This is a genomic window from Fretibacterium sp. (assembly GCF_057312375.1).
On sequence record NZ_DBHLDX010000040.1, the window covers coordinates 1 to 17,098 of the forward strand.

Consider the following 17,098-nt stretch of genomic DNA (forward strand, 5'->3'; position numbering starts at 1 on the left):
CCGCACTTCGCGCACTTGCAGACGTTCAGCAGTTCCATGACATATTCCCCCCATCATGATCGGGCCCGCAGAGCGGTGCTTCGCCCGCGACCCCTATGACTTCAGTGTATCGGAAACCTGACTTCCGGACAGGGGAAAAACGCTGATTGTGCAGCTTGAGGGTGCTGGCCGTCGGCGGAACCGCCGCGGATGTGAAGGAATATTAATGGACATCCATGCCAAAAAAGTTACTCCCTATGAGTAGCTTCCCTTTTTGTCTTTGAGGGAAATATCCCTTGCAATATACAGAAAAGATGATTTTAAAGCTTGAATAATATCGTATGGAATAAACATTTTTAAAAAAAATTCAATAACGGATTGCCTTCCTTCAATGAGTCCGAGTTGTTGAATACGAGCAATGCAGGTCCCTTCATGTTGTTTAGCCTCTTGAAAGACAGGGGTTAAAAACTGGCATATGTGGGGAAGATCGCCCTTATTTCTAGCTCTCAACAAATCCAAAATGACCGCCCTATTAAGATTCAGAGATAATTGAGAATGCCAGTGTTGACTGGAATCTCGTATCGCGTCAAAAAGTAAAAGATCCACGCCACCACTAAAATGCCACGTTGTCATTGAGTGAAATTCCTCTTGTATATTCTTAAAAGCTTTGTGGCTGAAATACCAATTTATACCATTTGGTCCCTGAAGAACGTATTCTGCATCCTCATACGAATGTTTTTCTTTTTCCGAAATATAACCGGCGAAGAAAATATGTGTAAATCCTTGGGAATCAAGGTCAAATTGTTTTAAAAACGGCAAAAATTCTTCTTTTACCAAATTATGATGAGGGTTGGCAAATAATATCCCTACGATACAACATTTTAGTTTTTTAGGACATACTTGATTTAAACGATATTCAATGCCGCTATATGAATTCAGGGGTATCATAATCATATATCCTTTCATTAAATATAAATCCCAATCTATCTCCATTATAGATAAAACTTTGTTTATTATAACATGTTTTGCATAAAAGAATTTTTAATAAGCTACCGATCTTTCACTGCAACAATTTTAGGAAGTTCGAAAGCTATGCCTGGACCTTAATGTGTAAATGTGTATCGTCAGGGAGTTCTTAGCAAGTCTGGTAAAGAGCCACCTCTCGTGGGGGTAAGGTGACATTATCACTGAACAACGACAAAGTACAACGACAAAGTACAACGACAAAAGCACCTCAGCGAGGTTGACACGCAAAAAGAAACTTTGTATCATTACAGACAAGGAAGAACTGGTTTGGAGTTGTGCCGCGTCGATGTTATGGGAAGTCCGGTGAGATTCCGGAGCGGGCCCGCCACTGTGAGTCTGACGAAGCTGCCGTGCCACTGAGCGTTTTGGGAAGGGGCAGCCGAGGGTGAAGACGAGCCAGGAGACCGATCCATGCGGCATAGTGCAGCCTCCCGCGAGGAGTTCGGGGTGCTGCTGAGCGTCATGGTGCGCGTTTGTGCGCCGACGACCTCAGCAGTGCCCCTTTTTTTATGTCGGGGCATTGAGGAAGGAGAGGGGATAGCGATGCCGGATTCGCCGTTTCAGAGGGAGGACGCGGAGGAGGGACGTAGCTCCTCCGGAAACTTTCGCGGGACCCTGGAGTACGTTCCGGGCAAGCAGGTGACGCTGGCCCACGTGATCCGCAACCCCAGGAAGTCCCTGTGTTCCTCCGTCGGAGTGGACCATCCGGGGGCGTTGGGGCTCATGACCATCACGCCGGGCGAGGGGTCCATCATCGCGGCGGACATCGCGTCCAAGTCCGCGGCGGTCAACATCGAGTTCGTGGACCGCTTCACGGGGTGTCTCCTGTTCACGGGGGAGGTCTCCGCGGTGGAAACGGCGCTGCGGGCCACCGTCCAGTCGCTGAAGGACATCCTCGGCTTCTTCCCGGCTTCCATCACCCACTCATGAGCCGCCCCCGCCGCATCATGGTCATCGGCCGCAGCGGTGCCGGCAAGACGACGCTCATGACGGCCATGGGGTATCGGAGCGGCCCCGTCACGAAGACGGAGGCGGTGTGTTTCACGCCGGAGTGCATCGACACGCCGGGGGAGTTCCTGGAGTCCCCGATCTTCAAGAACACGTTTATGTCGCTTTCCGCCAAGGCGGAGGTGGTCCTGCTCCTGATGGACCCGCTGAAACATTCGTCGTTTCCGCCGCAGATCGCCGCCGTCCTCAGGGCTCACGCCATCGGCGTCGTGACGAAGGCGGACATCGCGGACCCCGAAAGTCTGGACCGTGCCAGGCGGATGCTGATTCAGGCTGGCGCCAGGGAGGTGTTTATGGTCTCCTCTGTGACCGGGGAGGGCGTGGATGCTCTTAGGGATTGCATCAACAAATACTTTGAGGAGGTGCGGTAGTTTATGAACGGTGAAGCTCTTGGAATGATCGAAACCCGCGGTTTGGTTGGGGCCATCGAGGCCGCAGACGCCATGGTGAAGGCGGCGAACGTCCACCTGATCGGATACGAGAAGATCGGCTCCGCCTACGTGACCGTCATGGTCCGCGGCGACGTGGGTGCGGTGAAGGCCGCCGTTGACGCCGGCGCGGCTGCGGCGAAGCGCGTTGGCGAGGTCGTGTCGGTCCACGTGATCCCAAGACCCCACTCCGACACGGAAAAGCTTCTTCCCAAGTCCGGGGAGTAGTCCCCTCTAGAGCGGGATAATGCACGGTTCTCGATTTTAAGGAGGGGTGAGTTATGGATAAGGACATGGTAAATCAGGTTATGGATGCAGTGATGAAGAGGCTGGGCGACACCCCCGCTCCCGCGGCCCCTGTAGCGGAGAAGGCGTCGGGCGGCGTGGAGCCCTGCTTCGCCAACATCGGGGTGACGGAGTTCGTCGGCACGGCCCAGGGGCACACCATCGGCGCGGTCATCGCCAACGTGGACCCCATCCTGCACCAGATCATGGGGCTGGACCCGAAGTACCGCTCCATCGGCATCATTTCCGACCGCATCGGCGCCGGCCCTCAGATCATGGCGACGGACGAGGCGGTCAAGGCCACGAACACCGAGGTGCTCTCCATCGAGCTGCCGCGCGACACCGAGGGCGGCGCGGGCCACGGCTGCCTCATCCTGCTGGGCGCGGAGGACGTTTCGGACGCCCGGAGGGCCGTCGAGGTGGCGTTGGCCAACGTCCAGAACTACTTCGGCGACGTGTGGGGCAACGAGGTGGGGTACCTCGAGCTGCAGTACACCGCGCGCGCCAGCTACGCCGTGAACAAGGGCCTGGGCGGCCCCCTCGGCAAGGCCTACGGGCTTGTGCTGGGCGCTCCGGCGGGCATCGGCGTCGTCATCTGCGATACGGCGGTGAAGGCGGCTGAGGTGGAGGTCCTCTCCTACGCCTCCCCGTCCAAGACGTCCTACACGAACGAGGCGTTCATCTCGATCACGGGCGACTCCGGCGCCGTGCGCCAGGCCATCCGCGCCGCGCGCGACGTGGGGCTGAAGCTCCTGGGCGCCATGGGGTCGGAGCCGAAGTCCGCTTCGGTCTCCTACATTTAGCGCGTCAGGGCGCGAGTACGTGGAGGTGAATTGTTTTGCCGAAGACAAAACGCAACAAGCGGTTTGAGGTCCTCGAAAACCGGCCGGTCCACAAGGACGGATTCATCGGCGAGTGGGTTGACGTCGGCCTCTACGCCATGGGCAGCCCCAACGACCCCAAGCCCTCCATCAAGATCGAGAACGGCAGGGTCGTGGAGATGGACGGGGTGCGCCGCGAGGACTTCAACATGAACGAGCAGTTCGTGGCGGACTACGCGATCGACCTCGCTATGGCCCCCAAGGCCATGGCCATGAGCGAGCAGGAGATCGCCCACATGCTGGTGGACATCAACGTCCCGCGCACGGAGTGCACGAAGATCATGCAGGGCCTGACGCCTGCCAAGATCGCCGGCGTGATGGACAAGCTGGACATCGCGGAGATCATCCTGGCCATGCACAAGATGCGCACCCGCGGGAAGCCCGGCAACCAGGCGCACATCACGAGCGCGACGGACAACCCCGTGCTCCTGGTGGCGGACGCGGCCGAGGGCGCCCTGCGCGGCTTCCTCGAGGTGGAAACGACGGTAGCCGTCGTGCGCTATGCGCCCCTGAACGCCCTTTCCCTTCTCGTCGGCTCTCAGACGGGCCGGCCCGGCACGCTGACGCAGTGCTCCCTGGAGGAGGCCTTCGAGCTTCAGATCGGCATGAGGGGCCTGACGGCCTACGCGGAGACGATCTCCGTCTACGGCACGGAGAACGTGTTCATCGACGGCGACGACACCCCGTGGTCCAAGGCGTTCCTGGCCTCCTGCTACGCCTCCCGCGGCCTCAAGATGCGCTTCACCTCCGGGACGGGCAGCGAGGTGCAGATGGGCGCCGCCGAGGGCAAGTCCATGCTGTACCTTGAGGTCCTCTGCATCATGCTGACGAAGGGCGCGGGCGTGCAAGGGCTGCAGAACGGGTCCATCTCCTGCATCGGCGTCCCGGGCGCCGTCCCCTCCGGACTGCGCGCGGTCGCCGCGGAGAACCTGGTGACCACCGCCCTGGACCTCGAGGTGGCCTCTGGAAACGACCAGACCTTCTCCCACTCCGACCTGCGCCGCACGGCGCGCACCATGCCTCAGTTCTTTGCCGGAACGGACTTCGTGTTCTCCGGCTACTCCGGCGTGCCGAACTACGACAATATGTTCGCGGGCTCGAACTGGGACATCGAGGACGAGGACGACTACCTGGCGCTGCAGCGCGACTTCAAGGTGGATGGTGGCAACCGTCCGGTGCTGGAGGCGGACGTCGTCGCGGTCCGAAACAAGGCCGCCCGCGCCCTTCAGGCCGTCTACAGGGAGTTGGGCTTCCCGCCCATCACGGACGAGGAGGTCGAGCTGGCGACCTACGCCAACGGCAGCAAGGACATCACGCCGCGCAACATCCCCGAGGACCTCAAGGCGGCCGAGCGGCTGCTGAAGGAGGGCATCAACGGAGTCAGCGTCGTGAAGGCACTTGCGAAGGGCGGCTTTGAGGACATCGCAAAGAACGTCCTGATGATGCTGAAGCAGCGCATCTCCGGAGACTACCTGCAGACTTCTTCCTGGGTCGCGAAGGACGGCTACGTCTGGAGCGCCGTCAACGATCCCAACACGTACACGGGACCGGGCACCGGCTACCAGCTCTCCCCCGAGCGCTGGGAGGAGATCAAGAACATTCCGTGGGCCATTCGTCCTGAGGACGTATAAGGGGAGGGACAGACGATGCAGGTCAATGAAGAACTTGTCCGCAAGGTCATAGAGGAGGTCATCGCGGAGTTCGCGGCCCAGGGCGCGCCGGCTCGGGCGCCTGAGTCGGCTCCGGCGTCGCCGGCCGGAGGAGCCCTGCCCGCTGGCGCGAAGCTCCGCTTCACGGAGGTGGGGCCCGCCAAACGCGGCACGGACCCGAAGGAGGTTGTGGTGGCGCTGCCGCCGGCCTTCGGCACGGAGTTCCATGCCACGATCATCAACGTCCCCCACACCGAGGTGCTGCGCCAGGTGTTCGCGGGGATCGAGGAGGAGGGCTGCAACTACCGCGTCGTCAAGGTCTACCATACGGCGGATGTCGCGTTCATCGCCCACGCCGGTGCCCGGCTCTCCGGGTCCGGGATCGGCATCGGCATCCTCTCGCGCGGCACGGCCGTCATCCACCAGCGGGAGTTGGCCCCCCTGGCCAACCTGGAGCTCTTCCCTCAGAGCCCGCTCCTGGACGCGGAGGTCTTCCGCCAGATCGGGCGGAACGCGGCGAAGTACGCCAAGGGCGAGAACCCCATGCCGGTGCCGACGCGCAACGACCCCATGGCCCGCCCGCGCTACCAGGGCATCGCGGCCCTGCTCCACAACAAGGAGGCCAGCTTCCTCGACCGCACCAAGGCCCCCGTGGAGTTCAAGGTCGAGATCGTGTAGAGAAGGTGACTGATGATGGCTGAGATGAACGAACAGGTTATCGCTGAGATGGTGCGGCAGGTGCTGAAGGGCATGGCCTCCGGCTCCGCGCCTGCGGAGAGCGCGCCCGCGCCGCAGCGGCCAGAGGCGCCGGGCGGCAAGGTCACGGCGAAGGATTATCCCCTTGGGACCAACAGGCCGGACCTGATCCGGTCCCCCACCGGCAAGAAGCTTGACGAATTGACGCTGGACGCCGTGATGAAGGACGTGGCCACGTTCAAGGACTTCACCATCACGCCGGAGGCCCTTGAGCTTCAGGCGCAGGTGGCCGAGTCCGCGGGGAGGCCGCAGATCGGGCGCAACATGCGGCGCGCTGCCGAGCTGACGCGCATTGCCGACGAGCGGGTGCTTGAGATTTACAACGCGCTTCGGCCTCACCGCTCCACGTTCGACGAGCTGATCGCCATCGCGGACGAGCTGGACAATCAGTATCAGGCGCACACCTGCGCGGCGCACGTCCGCGAGGCGGCCGACGTGTACAAGCGCCGCAAGCTCCTCCGCGGCGATCGTCCGGAGTCCTGATCGAAGTTCCACCCGCGCGCACGGACCGGGCCGGCGCGGCCTGATGGTCGCGCCGGCAGGGACGTTTGCCGGTGAAGGAGGCTGTTCCATGGCGGTTATAGCGGGTATCGATATCGGCAACTCAACGACCGAAGTCGCCCTTGGGCGCGTGGAGGGCGGACGGGTGAATTTCCTGTCCTCCTCCATCGCCTTCACCTCTGGCATCAAGGGGACGACGCAGAACGTCCTGGGCGTCCGCAACGCCCTCTCCGACGCCCTGGAGAGGGCGGGATGGGAGCGCGACGACTTTTCAAAGGTGGACCTCATCCGCATCAACCGGGCGGCCCCCGTCATCGGGGAGGTCGCCATGGAAACCGTGACGGAAACGATCATCACGGAGTCCACCATGATCGGGCACAACCCCTCCACCCCTGGCGGTGTCGGCGTCGGCCAGGGGGAAACGGTGGCGTTCGACGGGCTCGCGAACTGCGTTCCGGGCAAGGCCTGCACCGTCGTGGTCCCCGGCTCCGTGGACTACGAACGGGCGGCCGCGGGCATCGCCGCCGCCATGGAGCGCGGCGTTGACGTCACCTGTGCCATCTGCCGAAACGACGACGGCGTCCTCATCGCAAACCGGCTTCCGCGCGTCATCCCCATCGTGGACGAGGTGCGCGCCATCGACCGCGTGCCGCTGGGGATGCAGGCCTGCGTGGAGGTGGCCCCTCCGGGCAGGGTGGTGGAGCTGTTGGCCAACCCCTACGACATCGCGACGATCTTCGGGCTCTCTCCGGACGAAACGCGTCAGGTGGTTCCGGTGGCGCGCGCCCTGGTCGGCAACCGGTCGGCCGTCGTGATCCGGACGCCCCTCGGCGAGGTGAAGGAGCGCCGCATCCCCGCGGGAGAGCTGACCATCGCGGGCCCCAACGGCAAGCGCGGCATCGCCGTGGACGAGGGGGCGGAGAAGATCATGAAGCTCGTTTCCTCCTCGCAGCCCATCTCGGACGTCTTCGGAGAGCCGGGGACGAACGTCGGAGGCATGATGGAGCGCGTGCGCCGCACCATGTCCAACCTGACGGAGATCCCCCTGGCGGACGTACACATCCGCGACCTCCTGGCCGTGGACACCCAGGTGCCGCAGAAGGTGGTGGGGGGCCTGGCGGAGGAGTTCTCGCTGGAGAACGGCGTGGCCCTGGCGGTGATGGTGCAGACGGTGGACCTGCCCATGCAGCGCCTCGCGGCCGCCATCGAGGCGGACCTGCGCGTGAAGGTGGAGATCGGCGGCATCGAGGCGGAGATGGCGATCAAGGGCGCCCTCACCACGCCGGGGACCCGGCAGCCCATGGCCATCCTGGACATGGGGGCGGGCAGCACGGACGCCTCCTTCATGCGCGAAGACGGCTCGGAGAGCCTGATCCACCTGGCCGGAGCGGGCCAGATGGTGAACACGATCATCGCGAGCGAGTTGGGCATCGACAGCATGGACCTGGCGGAGGCCATCAAGCGGACGCCCCTCTGCAAGGCGGAGAGCGTCTACAACATCCGCCTTGAGGACGGGACGGTGCGGTTCTTCGACAAGCCGCTGCCTCCCCACGTCTTCGGCCGGGTCTGCCTCCTGCACAGCGAAACGGACCTGGAGCCCCTCCCTCTGAACAACGTCCCGATGGACCGCATCCGCAGCATCCGGCGCAGCGCAAAACAGCAGGTCTTCGCGGCGAACGCGGTTCGCGCCCTGGAGCGCGTCGCGCCGGCGGGCAACGTCCGCCTGATCGACTTCGTCGTGCTGGTCGGAGGGTCCTCGATGGACTTTGAGATCTCCCCCATGGTGACGCAGGTCCTGTCCCAGTACGGCGTCGTGGCGGGGCGCGGCAACATCCGCGGGACGGAAGGGCCGCGCAACGCGGTGGCCACGGGCCTGGTGCTCTCCTACCTGGACGAGGTCGGGGCATGAAGGGCTGGTGTGAGCGCCTGGCCGACGTGCCGCCGGAGCGGCCGTGCATCGTCCTCCTGCTGGCGGCTGGCGTGGATGAGCGCGTCGCGGAGGCCATCGGCACCGGGTGCGAGGAGGAGGGAATCCCCGCCGCCTGGGAGAGGGCCCTGACGCCGGAGGACACGGCCCACGCGGCCTCTCTGAGGTCCCGCCTGGACGTGGGGGTCCTGGTCATGGAGGCCAGGGCGGCCGTCGGCGTCGCGCAGATTCCGGACCGCCCGTGGCTGGACGTCGGGGCGGATGGGCCGGCGGACTGGCGCTGGGTGGGCCAGGCGGCGGCCCGGATCGTGAAGGGGCAGCCCATGCCTCCGCGGCCGGGCGAGGTCCCGGACCACGAACCGGAGCCCGACCCCGTTGCGCCGCCCACTGCGCCCTCGCCCCTGCCGGAGCCGGAGGTGGGGCTCCTTCCCATGCGCGCGCCCTACGCGGAGGAGCGCGAGAGGGCCGTGGATGCGTTGGTCGCCAGGGTGACGCAGGAGGTCATGAGGCGGCTTCTGGGACTTGGGGACGGCACGGGCATGGCCGAGTCGGATTCGGGAGGGGGCACGAGAGGTGAACGATAGGGAGAGGGTCCGAGGCGCCGTCGGCCTCATCGAAACGGAAGGGCTTCCTGCGGCGATCGCCGCGGCGGACGCCGCGCTGAAGGCGGCCAACGTCGTCCTGGTCGGGCGCGAGAACTCCCGCGGCGGCGGCTTCATGACGGTGAAGATAGCCGGCGACGTCGCCGCGGTGCAGGCCGCGCTGGCGGCGGCCCGCGTCGTCGCGGAGGGCGTGCGGGGCGTTCACTCCGTGCTCACCATCCCGCGCCCTGGGGAGGGGATTGGGGACCGCCTCGTCCGGAACGGGAACACGATGGGGGCGGAACTCCTCAGGCCCGCGCCGCCTGAGCCGGCGCCGTGCGAAGCTGAGGAGGCTGCGGGTACCGCGGCCGATGAGCCGGAATCCGAGGCCGAATGGGACGCTGAACTCCCGGCGGAGGACCGGTCGTCGCGACTGGATGAGGCCGGACTGGCCGTGGCTGGGCCGAGGGCGCTGATGAAGGTCAAGCCTGCTGCGCCCGCCGAAGCGGGAGAGCGGACGTCCGCCGAAGTCGCGGGCGGAGTGGAGGCTGGCGAGGTCGCCCCGGAGCCTGCGGAGGATGAGGCGAAGAAGCCGCGCAAGCGGCGTTCCACGGCCCGGAGGAAGCCGAAGTGAGTGCGGCGGTGATCGCGCGGCCGGACGAGCAGACGGAGCGGCTGTTCCTGCGTCCAGAGGAGCCCGCCCCGGAGGACGGCGAGCGAAGGATTTGGCGCAGGGACTTTTGCGTCGAGGAGGACTGAGCGGCGAGGGGGCTGGCTCTTGCGATGAGCGGCGGGAGAAACGCGAAGGGTAAGGAGGCCGGCCCGGTGGGGCAGGGCCCGGCGGAGCGTAGGGAGGTGGCGGCACCGTCCTTCGACCCGGAGGCCGTGGAACTCCTCGGCGCTCTTGAGGGCGCTTTGCACCGGGAGGAGCCGCTGAACGGCTTCAAGGAGCTCTTCCTCGGGTTCGACCTGGGGACGACGAACCTGGTGCTGGTGGCGCTGAACGAGGAAGGGCGCCCCGTGTCCGCCGTGATGGAGAGCTCCAGGTCCTCCGTCCGGGACGGCGTAATCGTCGATTACATGGCCTCGGTCGAGGGGATGCGGAGGTGCCTCGATCGGCTGGAGCGCCGTCTGGGTAGGGCGGGCCTCAGCGCCCTGGGGGCGGCGGCCTTCCCGCCCGGCGTCAGCACGAAGACGGCCAAAGTATGCGCCAACGTCGTGGAGGCCCTGGGCTTCGACTGCGCGGGGCTGTATGAGGAGCCGACGGCGGCCGCGGCCGCGCTTGGGCTGGAGGACGCGGTGATCGTGGACATCGGCGGCGGCACGACGGGCATCACGATCCTGCAGGGCGGAAGGCCCGTCTACACGGCGGACGAGCCCACGGGCGGCACGCACATGACCCTCGTGTTGGCGGGGAACATGGACGTCAGCTTCGAGGCCGCGGAGGCCGTGAAGCGGACCCCTGCGCGCCAGAGGGAGCTGCTCCCCATCCTGAGGCCGGTGCTGGAGAAGATGGGCTCGATCGTGAGGCACCACCTCGAGGCGAGCGGCTACTGGGGCCGGGTCCCGACGATCGTCTGCGGCGGCGGCGCGGACCTGCCCGGCGCGGCGGCTGTCCTGACGGCGGCCGTGGGGACGCCGGTTTCCATGGCCCCCCACCCTCTTTTGGTCACGCCGTCGGGGATCGCCCTGAGCCTTTGGCGCGACGTTCGCGGAGGAGAGCGGCAGATCGGGAAGCGAGGTGGGAACGTTGGGCAAGGATGACCTGGAGGTCCTGGTCGAGAGGGTGCTGGAGCGGCTCCGGCGTCCGCGCGTCGGGTTGGTGGCCTCTGCGCCCCTGCCCCCGCTGCCCAAGACGGACCGCTTCGAGTGGATCGCCTACGCCCGCGGCGCGGACGGCGCCCTGGATGGCGTCTGGTGCCCGGAGGAGGAGGGAGCGCACCTTCGCCTGCTGGCCGTCCTGGAGCCGCCCCTCCCGTTGCTGGGGGAGCTCCTCGGCGGCATCCCCTGCACGGCGGAGGGGGCCCTGATCTTCGGGTGCCTCGCGCGTGGCGTGCCGGTGCTCTTGGACGGAACGCGGATCAAGCGCTGGCGCGGGGGCGCGTCGCCCTGGAGCGCCTGGCTTGAAGGATGTCTTGCCCGCCTCGGTGAATGGGGCGTCCAGGTCCTTGGGACCTCGGCCGCCGGTGCCGCTCCGGGGCAGACGCTGGTCCTGAAGGAGCCGGGGTGGACGACCTGGGGCGAGCTGACGGCGCGGCACGACCTGAAGGGCGTCGCCGCCGTGCGCCTGGAGGCCGGGGCGCGGCTGACGCCGGAGGCGCGGGACCGGCTGGCGCGGCTTCGGATCGCGCTGCTCGTTTAAAGCTGAAGCCGCCGCGGGGCCGAGGCCGTGCGGCGGGTCCAAAGGGTCGGGGGGAGAGGACGTGTCGATGAAGTATGAGCTGATTCGGGCTCCGTCGCGCGGGACGCAGGACATGATCCGGCGTCGGGCGCGGGGGGCCGAGGCCCTGGGGTCGCCGAACTGGGGTGCGGTGCTGCTGGTGCAGGGCATGGTCATCGAGGTGCTGGCCGCGGCGGATATCGGCGCGAAGGCCGCGGACGTGGCCGTGACCGAGCTTCTGGGCAACTGCCCGCAGCACATCAACTCCGTCGCCTTCATCGGCACGCCCTCTCAGATCGATCAGGTGCTGAACGCCCTGCGAAACGGAGGAAAGATCTCATGATGCTGGGAAAGGTGGTCGGCTCCATCGTCGCCACCCGCAAGGACGAGCGCCTTGTGGGCCAGAAACTGCTCCTGGTGGAGCCGCTGGTCCGGCGCGGTGATGGGGCGCTGGACGGGGACCGCGACCGAATGTTAGTGAGCGTGGACGTGGTGGGCGCGGGCCGCGGCGAAACGGTCCTCCTCGTCAGCGGGTCCACGGCGCGCGCGGCCGTGTCCCTTCCGGATTCGCCCATCGATGCCTGCATCATCGGCATCGTGGACGAGGTGGACCTCTCCTGAGGGGGGCTTGGCGATGAGCGCACGAATCTACACGGGCGGGGGCGACCACGGCGAAACCCGGCTCTGGGACGGACAGAGGGTGTCGAAGCGGGACCCGCGCATCGAGCTGAACGGGACGCTGGACGAGGCCGGTGCCCTCATCGGGCTGGCGCGTGGCCTGGGGCCCGCGGCGATGCAGGACGACCTGCTGAGGGTCCAGAGGCTGCTGCAGGACCTGATGGCGTACGTCGCGCGGGGGCGTCGGGAGGCAAAGGTCCCGGTGGCGTCCTCCCTTGAGGCGTGGATCGACGAGCTCCTGGAGGGCTATCCGATGCGGCCAGAGTTCGTCCTTCCGGGCGATTCTCCCGCGGGCGGCGCGCTGCACGCGGCGCGGGCCGTCGCGCGGAGGGCGGAGCGGGCGGCGCTGCCGCTGTGGGACGGTGGAGGGGTGATCGAGGAGGAGGCCTACCGCCTCATCAACCGCCTGTCGGACCTCCTATACGTCCTGGCGCACAAGGCGGACGTGGAAACGCAGGTGGCGCGCATCGTCCGGACCATCAGCGAGGGGGAGGCGGAGCCGTCGCGCGGACCGGAGGTCCCGGCGCAGGAGGTCACGCTGGACGAGGCGCTCGAGGTGATCGAGTGCGCCCGGACGGCGGCGGAGGCGATCGGGCTTCCTGTGGTCGTCGCCGTTTGCTCGCCGGACGCCGTTCCCGTCGCCTTTCAGCGGATGAAGGACTCCCTTCCGGTGAGCGTCCGCCTGTCCGCCAGCAAGGCGGCGACGGCGCTGAAGATGAAGATGGACACGGACAGGCTGACCCCCCTCGTCCAACCGGGCGCGCCGCTCTACGGCCTGAACAACGACCCGGACATCGTGGTCTTCGGCGGCGGCCGGCTCCTGATGGACAAGGGCGTCATCGTGGGCGCAGTGGGGGTCAGCGGCGGGACGGTGGAGCAGGATACGGGCGTGGCGGACGCGGCGGTGCGCTGTTTTGAAGGGCTTCGGCGGACGGGCGCGCAGGCGCAGTGAGGTTCGGTACTTTTAGGGCGGGGCGGAGGCCCCAGGAGGAGGCGCCAGGCAATGGACACCCGGCAGATGGAGAAGATCGTCCGCGATGTCATCCTCAAGATGCAGGAGGAGCGGGGCGAGGGGAACGGGAGCGAGGTCGCGGTCCTGACGGAGCGCGCGCGGGCCGCTCAGGCGATATGGCACGGCGATTTCAACATTGCGGCCAAGACGGCCGTCATCACCAAACTGCGCCAGGACCTTCGCCCGCACGTCGAGGAGTTGGCGAAGATGGCTTGCGAGGAAACGGGGATGGGCCGCTTTGAGGACAAGGTCCTGAAGAAAAGGGTGGCGATCGAGAAGACGCCGGGCCCGGAGTTCTTCACGACGCACGCCGTGTCGGGGGACAACGGCCTGGTGCTGGAGGAGCTGGCGCCCTTTGGCGTCATCGCCTCGATCTGCCCCTCGACGAACCCCGTCGCGTCCGTCATCAACAACACGATCTGCATGATCGCGGGCGGCAACGCGGTGGTGTTCGCTCCGCACCCCGGCGCGGCGAAGTGCACGCACCGGACGGTGGAGATCGTCATGAAGTCGCTCCGCGAGAGCGGCGCGCCGGACGGGCTGATCTCCTCGCTGCAGCACGTTTCGCTGGACGCCATGAACGAGCTCATGACGAGCCCGAACGTGAACCTGATCTCCGCTACGGGAGGGCCGGGCGTGGTGCGGGCGGCACTGCAGTCCGGAAAGCCCGCCATCGGCGCGGGGCCCGGCAACCCGCCGGTCGTCGTGGACGAAACGGCGGACGTTGAGCAGGCGGCCATCGACATCATCACGGGTGCGAGCTTTGACAACAACCTGCAGTGTATCGCGGAGAAGGAGATCATCGCCGTCAACTGCATCGCGGACGACCTGAGGGCCGCCATGCTGAGGAACGGCGCCTTCGAGCTGAAGGACCCGGCGAAGGTCGACGAGCTCCTGAAGATGACCCTTGAGAAGGGCAAGCCCAGCCGAAAGTGGGTGGGGCGTTCGGCCTCGCTGCTCCTGGAGCAGTTGGGGTACAAGGTGGAGCCCAAGACGCGCATCATCCTGGTGGAAACGGGGGAGGACCACCCCTTCGCGCAGGAGGAGATGCTGATGCCCATCCTGCCGCTCATCCGCGCGGCGGACTTCGAGGAGGCCCTGGCCATGGCGAAGCGCCTGGAACACGGCTTCCGCCACTCCGCCTGCATCCACAGCAGCAATGTCAACCACATGAGCCGCATGGCGCGCGAGATGCAGACCACGGTGTTCGTCAAGAACGCGCCGACCCTGGCCGCCATCGGAGTGGGCGGGGACTGCCCGACCGCCTTCACCATCGCAACGTCCACGGGCGAGGGCCCCACGACCCCGGCCTCGTTCTGCCGCACGCGGCGGTGTGTGCTGCACGGAGCCTTCCGGATCATTTGATAAGGAAGCGCTGATTAATCTTCAAAAGTTGTTGAGAGCAATCAAGGAGCATCAAACAAGGGGTATCCTTCAGCGCTTCCCTGAAATTTTAAAATGGGGCTACGCCCCAATCCCCACGCGCTTCGCGCGGCCTGATGAAGTTTCAGACATTGAAGGGGCCCATACGGTTGACAGTTCTCAACGACTTAATTAGTGTTTCCTTAATCCAAAAAGCCGTTGTCTATGGAGGGAAGTTTCATGAAGGTGTTCACCATCCCCACGGTCAACGTGGTGGGGCGCGGCAGCGTGAAGGAGATCGGCTCCATGGCCGCGCGGTTTGGCTCAAAGACGGCCCTGGTGGTGGCCTCGACGGGGGACGTGGGACTGGCCCAGGCGAAGCTCGTTGCGGACGTCCTGAAGGGCTCCGGAATCGACGCGGAGCTCTTCTGCAAGGTGACGCCCAACCCCCTCGAGGAAACGGTGATGGAGGGCCTTGCCCTGTACAGGGAGAGGGGCTGCGGGTTTTTGGTGGCCGTGGGCGGCGGGAGCGCCATGGACGCGGCCAAGGGCATCGGCATCCTGGCGACGAACGGCGGCCGCATCGAGGACTACGCGGGCGTGGATAAGGTCAGGACCCCCATCCCGCCTCTGATCGCCGTGGCGACGACGGCCGGGACGGGCAGCGAGGTGACGCAGTTCGCGGTGATCTCCGACGCGAACCACAACAAGATGACCCTGAACGACCGGGACATGCTGCCGACCATCTCCGTCAACGACCCGGAGATGATGCTCTCCATGCCCCCTGCCCTCACGGCCGCCACGGGCATGGACGCGCTGACCCATGCCGTTGAGGCCTACGTTTCGACGGGGTCCTCGCCCCTGACGGACGATCGGGCCTGGGCGGCGACGAACCTCATCGCTCAGAACCTCCCGCGGGCCGTGCAGGAGGGGACGAACGTCGAGGTGCGGGAGCGCATGTGCTACGGCAGCTTCCTGGCAGGCATCGCCTTCAACAACGCGGGGCTGGGCCTGGTGCACGCCATGGCGCACCCGCTGGGGGGGCATTACAACCTGCCCCACGGGCTGTGCAACGCGCTGCTCCTGCCTACGGTGTGCCGCTTCAACCTGACCTTCGACACGGTCCCGCGCTTCGCGGCCCTCGCCAGGGCCTTCGGCGTCGCCCACGACTGGCGTCCGGACCGGGAGAACGCGGAGGCCTGCCTCAAGGCGATCGACGACGTGAAGCGCGAGGCGGGTCTGAAGGAGTCCCTGAGGGCCCACGGCGTGAAGCGCGAGGACTTCCCCCTGCTGGCGGACAGGGCGCTTTTGGAGACGGTGGGGGCGACGAACCCGCGGCCCTTCGACCGGGCCGACGTCATCGCGCTGTACGAGGAAGCGTTCTGACGCCGCCCGCGGGGCGTCCGCGGCGGAGGGAATCTGGGGGGGATGGTTCATGGACTTTCTTGAGTGCGTAAAATCCGCCGGCGTCGTGGGTGCGGGGGGCGCAGGGTTCCCCACCCACGTGAAGCTCAACGCGAAGGCGGAGTACTTTATCGTCAACGCGGCGGAGTGCGAGCCCCTGATCGAAACGGACAAGTACCTGTGCCGTACCTTCCCGGACCGCATCGTTCAGGCCGTGTCCGCGACCGCCGCTCAGGTCGGCGCGAGCCGTGCCGTCATCGCCATCAAGGCGGAGTACGGTGTGGAGATCGCGGCCCTGAAGGAGGCCGTGCGGGTCCAGGGCGCCGACGTGACCTTCTGCGAGATGCCCGCCTTCTACCCCGCGGGCGACGAGCAGGTCATGGTGCAGCTTGTGACGGGCCGCAGCATCCCTGAGCGTGGCCTGCCCCTGAACGTCGGGGCGGTGGTGGACAACGTGGGGACGATGCTCAACGTCGCGGATGCCCTGGAGGGGAAGCCCGTGACGGACAAGTTCCTGTCGGTGACGGGCGCGGTGACGAAGCCCGTCGTCCTTCGCGTGCCGCTGGGCACGAACGTCCGCGAGTGCATCGCCGCGGTGGACCTCGCCGTCGGAGGCGATTACGCCGTGCTGGTGGGCGGCCCCATGATGGGCAGGGTGCTGACGGACCCGAAGGCGATCGATGGGACCGTCGTCACCAAGACGACGGGGAACCTGGCGATCCTTCCAATGGACCACTACCTCGTCACGCGGGCGGTCCTGCCCATCGAGAACATGAAGCACCAGGCCCGCAGCGCCTGCGTGCAGTGCCGCATGTGCACGGACATGTGCCCGCGCCACCTCATTGGGCACGAGGTGACGCCGCACCAGGTGATGCGAAACGTCTGGCGCGAGGAGACCCTCCCCGACGAGGAATACGTCCGCTGCTTCGGCAGCGCCCTCAACTGCTGCGACTGCGGCCTGTGCGAGATGTTCTCGTGCCCCATGGGGCTCTCGCCGCGGCGGATCAACGGCTGGTTCAAACAGAGGTTTCGGGAGAAGGGGCTGAACAAGGAGCGCAACATGGAGCCGATGGCACAGCGCTTCCTCGACCTGCGGCGCGTGCCCACGTCCCGCCTCTACGCCCGCCTTGGGCTGGGAGGTTGGCACGGGGTCCACGTCCGGGAGCCCCATCGCTCCCTCGCCCCCCAGTGCGTGTACGTCCCCTTCCGACAGCACATCGGCAAGCCCGCCGTCCCGATCG

The 17,098-nt window shown here is 66.0% G+C and carries 20 protein-coding genes and 1 riboswitch; of the genes, 19 read left to right on the forward strand and 1 reads right to left on the reverse strand.

The window, feature by feature from the left end; all coding sequences use genetic code 11:
• Nucleotides 1-234 precede the first annotated feature (234 nt).
• Entirely contained in the window at nucleotides 235-927 is a 693-nt protein-coding gene (locus ACO41U_RS07095; RefSeq protein ID WP_485942708.1) for a nuclear transport factor 2-like protein, read from the reverse strand.
• Nucleotides 928-1,272: 345 nt separating this feature from the next.
• Nucleotides 1,273-1,432: riboswitch (cobalamin riboswitch) on the forward strand.
• Between the two features lie 116 nt (nucleotides 1,433-1,548).
• Here ACO41U_RS07095 and ACO41U_RS07100 point away from each other — a divergent pair.
• From ACO41U_RS07100 to ACO41U_RS07190, 19 genes are all read left to right on the forward strand, one after another.
• Complete coding sequence (locus ACO41U_RS07100; protein ID WP_298778621.1) at nucleotides 1,549-1,935, forward strand: BMC domain-containing protein; 387 nt, start codon at nucleotides 1,549-1,551, stop codon at nucleotides 1,933-1,935.
• A complete protein-coding gene (locus ACO41U_RS07105) occupies nucleotides 1,932-2,384 on the forward strand; it encodes a EutP/PduV family microcompartment system protein (protein WP_485942710.1) in 453 nt (150 codons plus the stop codon). Before ACO41U_RS07100 ends, ACO41U_RS07105 begins: the two co-directional genes overlap by 4 nt.
• A gap of 3 nt (nucleotides 2,385-2,387) precedes the next feature.
• Nucleotides 2,388-2,669: a BMC domain-containing protein gene (locus ACO41U_RS07110; RefSeq protein ID WP_015556705.1), complete on the forward strand. Its 282-nt coding sequence runs from the start codon at nucleotides 2,388-2,390 to the stop codon at nucleotides 2,667-2,669.
• Between the two features lie 53 nt (nucleotides 2,670-2,722).
• Nucleotides 2,723-3,529: a propanediol utilization microcompartment protein PduB gene (gene pduB / locus ACO41U_RS07115; RefSeq protein WP_485942712.1), complete on the forward strand. Its 807-nt coding sequence runs from the start codon at nucleotides 2,723-2,725 to the stop codon at nucleotides 3,527-3,529.
• 35 nt (nucleotides 3,530-3,564) lie between these two features.
• On the forward strand, nucleotides 3,565-5,238 hold the full coding sequence (locus tag ACO41U_RS07120; protein WP_485942714.1) for a propanediol/glycerol family dehydratase large subunit: 1,674 nt from the start codon (nucleotides 3,565-3,567) through the stop codon (nucleotides 5,236-5,238).
• Nucleotides 5,239-5,253: 15 nt separating this feature from the next.
• Nucleotides 5,254-5,934 (forward strand): propanediol/glycerol family dehydratase medium subunit, encoded by a 681-nt coding sequence (locus ACO41U_RS07125; protein ID WP_485942716.1) that lies wholly within the window; start codon nucleotides 5,254-5,256, stop codon nucleotides 5,932-5,934.
• A gap of 24 nt (nucleotides 5,935-5,958) precedes the next feature.
• A complete protein-coding gene (locus ACO41U_RS07130; protein WP_298778587.1) occupies nucleotides 5,959-6,495 on the forward strand; it encodes a diol dehydratase small subunit in 537 nt (178 codons plus the stop codon).
• Nucleotides 6,496-6,583: 88 nt separating this feature from the next.
• Nucleotides 6,584-8,422: a diol dehydratase reactivase subunit alpha gene (locus ACO41U_RS07135; RefSeq protein WP_298778590.1), complete on the forward strand. Its 1,839-nt coding sequence runs from the start codon at nucleotides 6,584-6,586 to the stop codon at nucleotides 8,420-8,422.
• Entirely contained in the window at nucleotides 8,419-9,024 is a 606-nt protein-coding gene (locus tag ACO41U_RS07140; RefSeq protein ID WP_298778593.1) for a glycerol dehydratase reactivase beta/small subunit family protein, read from the forward strand. The genes ACO41U_RS07135 and ACO41U_RS07140 overlap by 4 nt, the downstream gene beginning before the upstream one ends.
• Entirely contained in the window at nucleotides 9,014-9,655 is a 642-nt protein-coding gene (locus tag ACO41U_RS07145) for a BMC domain-containing protein (protein ID WP_485942719.1), read from the forward strand. Before ACO41U_RS07140 ends, ACO41U_RS07145 begins: the two co-directional genes overlap by 11 nt.
• Entirely contained in the window at nucleotides 9,652-9,780 is a 129-nt protein-coding gene (locus tag ACO41U_RS07150) for a hypothetical protein (RefSeq protein WP_485942721.1), read from the forward strand. Before ACO41U_RS07145 ends, ACO41U_RS07150 begins: the two co-directional genes overlap by 4 nt.
• Before the next feature lie 24 nt (nucleotides 9,781-9,804).
• Entirely contained in the window at nucleotides 9,805-10,785 is a 981-nt protein-coding gene (eutJ, locus tag ACO41U_RS07155; RefSeq protein WP_485942723.1) for an ethanolamine utilization protein EutJ, read from the forward strand.
• Nucleotides 10,772-11,383 carry a hypothetical protein gene (locus ACO41U_RS07160; RefSeq protein ID WP_298778602.1) on the forward strand — a complete coding sequence of 204 codons (612 nt, stop codon included), beginning with the start codon at nucleotides 10,772-10,774 and terminating at the stop codon, nucleotides 11,381-11,383. Before eutJ ends, ACO41U_RS07160 begins: the two co-directional genes overlap by 14 nt.
• A 67-nt stretch (nucleotides 11,384-11,450) precedes the next feature.
• A complete protein-coding gene (locus ACO41U_RS07165) occupies nucleotides 11,451-11,744 on the forward strand; it encodes a microcompartment protein (protein WP_298778603.1) in 294 nt (97 codons plus the stop codon).
• On the forward strand, nucleotides 11,741-12,022 hold the full coding sequence (locus ACO41U_RS07170) for a EutN/CcmL family microcompartment protein (protein WP_015556708.1): 282 nt from the start codon (nucleotides 11,741-11,743) through the stop codon (nucleotides 12,020-12,022). The genes ACO41U_RS07165 and ACO41U_RS07170 overlap by 4 nt, the downstream gene beginning before the upstream one ends.
• Before the next feature lie 13 nt (nucleotides 12,023-12,035).
• Nucleotides 12,036-13,031: a cob(I)yrinic acid a,c-diamide adenosyltransferase gene (locus tag ACO41U_RS07175; RefSeq protein ID WP_485942725.1), complete on the forward strand. Its 996-nt coding sequence runs from the start codon at nucleotides 12,036-12,038 to the stop codon at nucleotides 13,029-13,031.
• A 51-nt stretch (nucleotides 13,032-13,082) separates the two neighbouring features.
• Nucleotides 13,083-14,456, forward strand: coding sequence for an aldehyde dehydrogenase family protein (locus ACO41U_RS07180; RefSeq protein ID WP_485942727.1), 1,374 nt, complete (start codon nucleotides 13,083-13,085; stop codon nucleotides 14,454-14,456).
• Between the two features lie 237 nt (nucleotides 14,457-14,693).
• Nucleotides 14,694-15,839, forward strand: a complete 1,146-nt coding sequence (locus tag ACO41U_RS07185) for an iron-containing alcohol dehydrogenase (protein WP_485942729.1) — start codon at nucleotides 14,694-14,696, stop codon at nucleotides 15,837-15,839.
• A 49-nt stretch (nucleotides 15,840-15,888) separates the two neighbouring features.
• Nucleotides 15,889-17,098, forward strand: a 1,210-nt coding sequence (locus ACO41U_RS07190) for a 4Fe-4S dicluster domain-containing protein (RefSeq protein WP_485942731.1), incomplete at its 3' end; no start/stop codon positions are given.

Coding starts and splice junctions, on each gene's coding strand:
- ACO41U_RS07175 (WP_485942725.1), top strand. CDS start 12,036: ATGAGCGCACGAATCTACACGGGCGGGGGCGACCACGGCGAAACCCGG.
- ACO41U_RS07130 (WP_298778587.1), top strand. CDS start 5,959: ATGAACGAACAGGTTATCGCTGAGATGGTGCGGCAGGTGCTGAAGGGC.
- ACO41U_RS07125 (WP_485942716.1), top strand. CDS start 5,254: ATGCAGGTCAATGAAGAACTTGTCCGCAAGGTCATAGAGGAGGTCATC.
- eutJ (WP_485942723.1), top strand. CDS start 9,805: ATGAGCGGCGGGAGAAACGCGAAGGGTAAGGAGGCCGGCCCGGTGGGG.
- ACO41U_RS07100 (WP_298778621.1), top strand. CDS start 1,549: ATGCCGGATTCGCCGTTTCAGAGGGAGGACGCGGAGGAGGGACGTAGC.
- ACO41U_RS07140 (WP_298778593.1), top strand. CDS start 8,419: ATGAAGGGCTGGTGTGAGCGCCTGGCCGACGTGCCGCCGGAGCGGCCG.
- ACO41U_RS07170 (WP_015556708.1), top strand. CDS start 11,741: ATGATGCTGGGAAAGGTGGTCGGCTCCATCGTCGCCACCCGCAAGGAC.
- ACO41U_RS07095 (WP_485942708.1), bottom strand. CDS start 927: ATGATACCCCTGAATTCATATAGCGGCATTGAATATCGTTTAAATCAA.
- ACO41U_RS07105 (WP_485942710.1), top strand. CDS start 1,932: ATGAGCCGCCCCCGCCGCATCATGGTCATCGGCCGCAGCGGTGCCGGC.
- ACO41U_RS07110 (WP_015556705.1), top strand. CDS start 2,388: ATGAACGGTGAAGCTCTTGGAATGATCGAAACCCGCGGTTTGGTTGGG.
- ACO41U_RS07180 (WP_485942727.1), top strand. CDS start 13,083: ATGGACACCCGGCAGATGGAGAAGATCGTCCGCGATGTCATCCTCAAG.
- pduB (WP_485942712.1), top strand. CDS start 2,723: ATGGATAAGGACATGGTAAATCAGGTTATGGATGCAGTGATGAAGAGG.
- ACO41U_RS07165 (WP_298778603.1), top strand. CDS start 11,451: ATGAAGTATGAGCTGATTCGGGCTCCGTCGCGCGGGACGCAGGACATG.
- ACO41U_RS07185 (WP_485942729.1), top strand. CDS start 14,694: ATGAAGGTGTTCACCATCCCCACGGTCAACGTGGTGGGGCGCGGCAGC.
- ACO41U_RS07135 (WP_298778590.1), top strand. CDS start 6,584: ATGGCGGTTATAGCGGGTATCGATATCGGCAACTCAACGACCGAAGTC.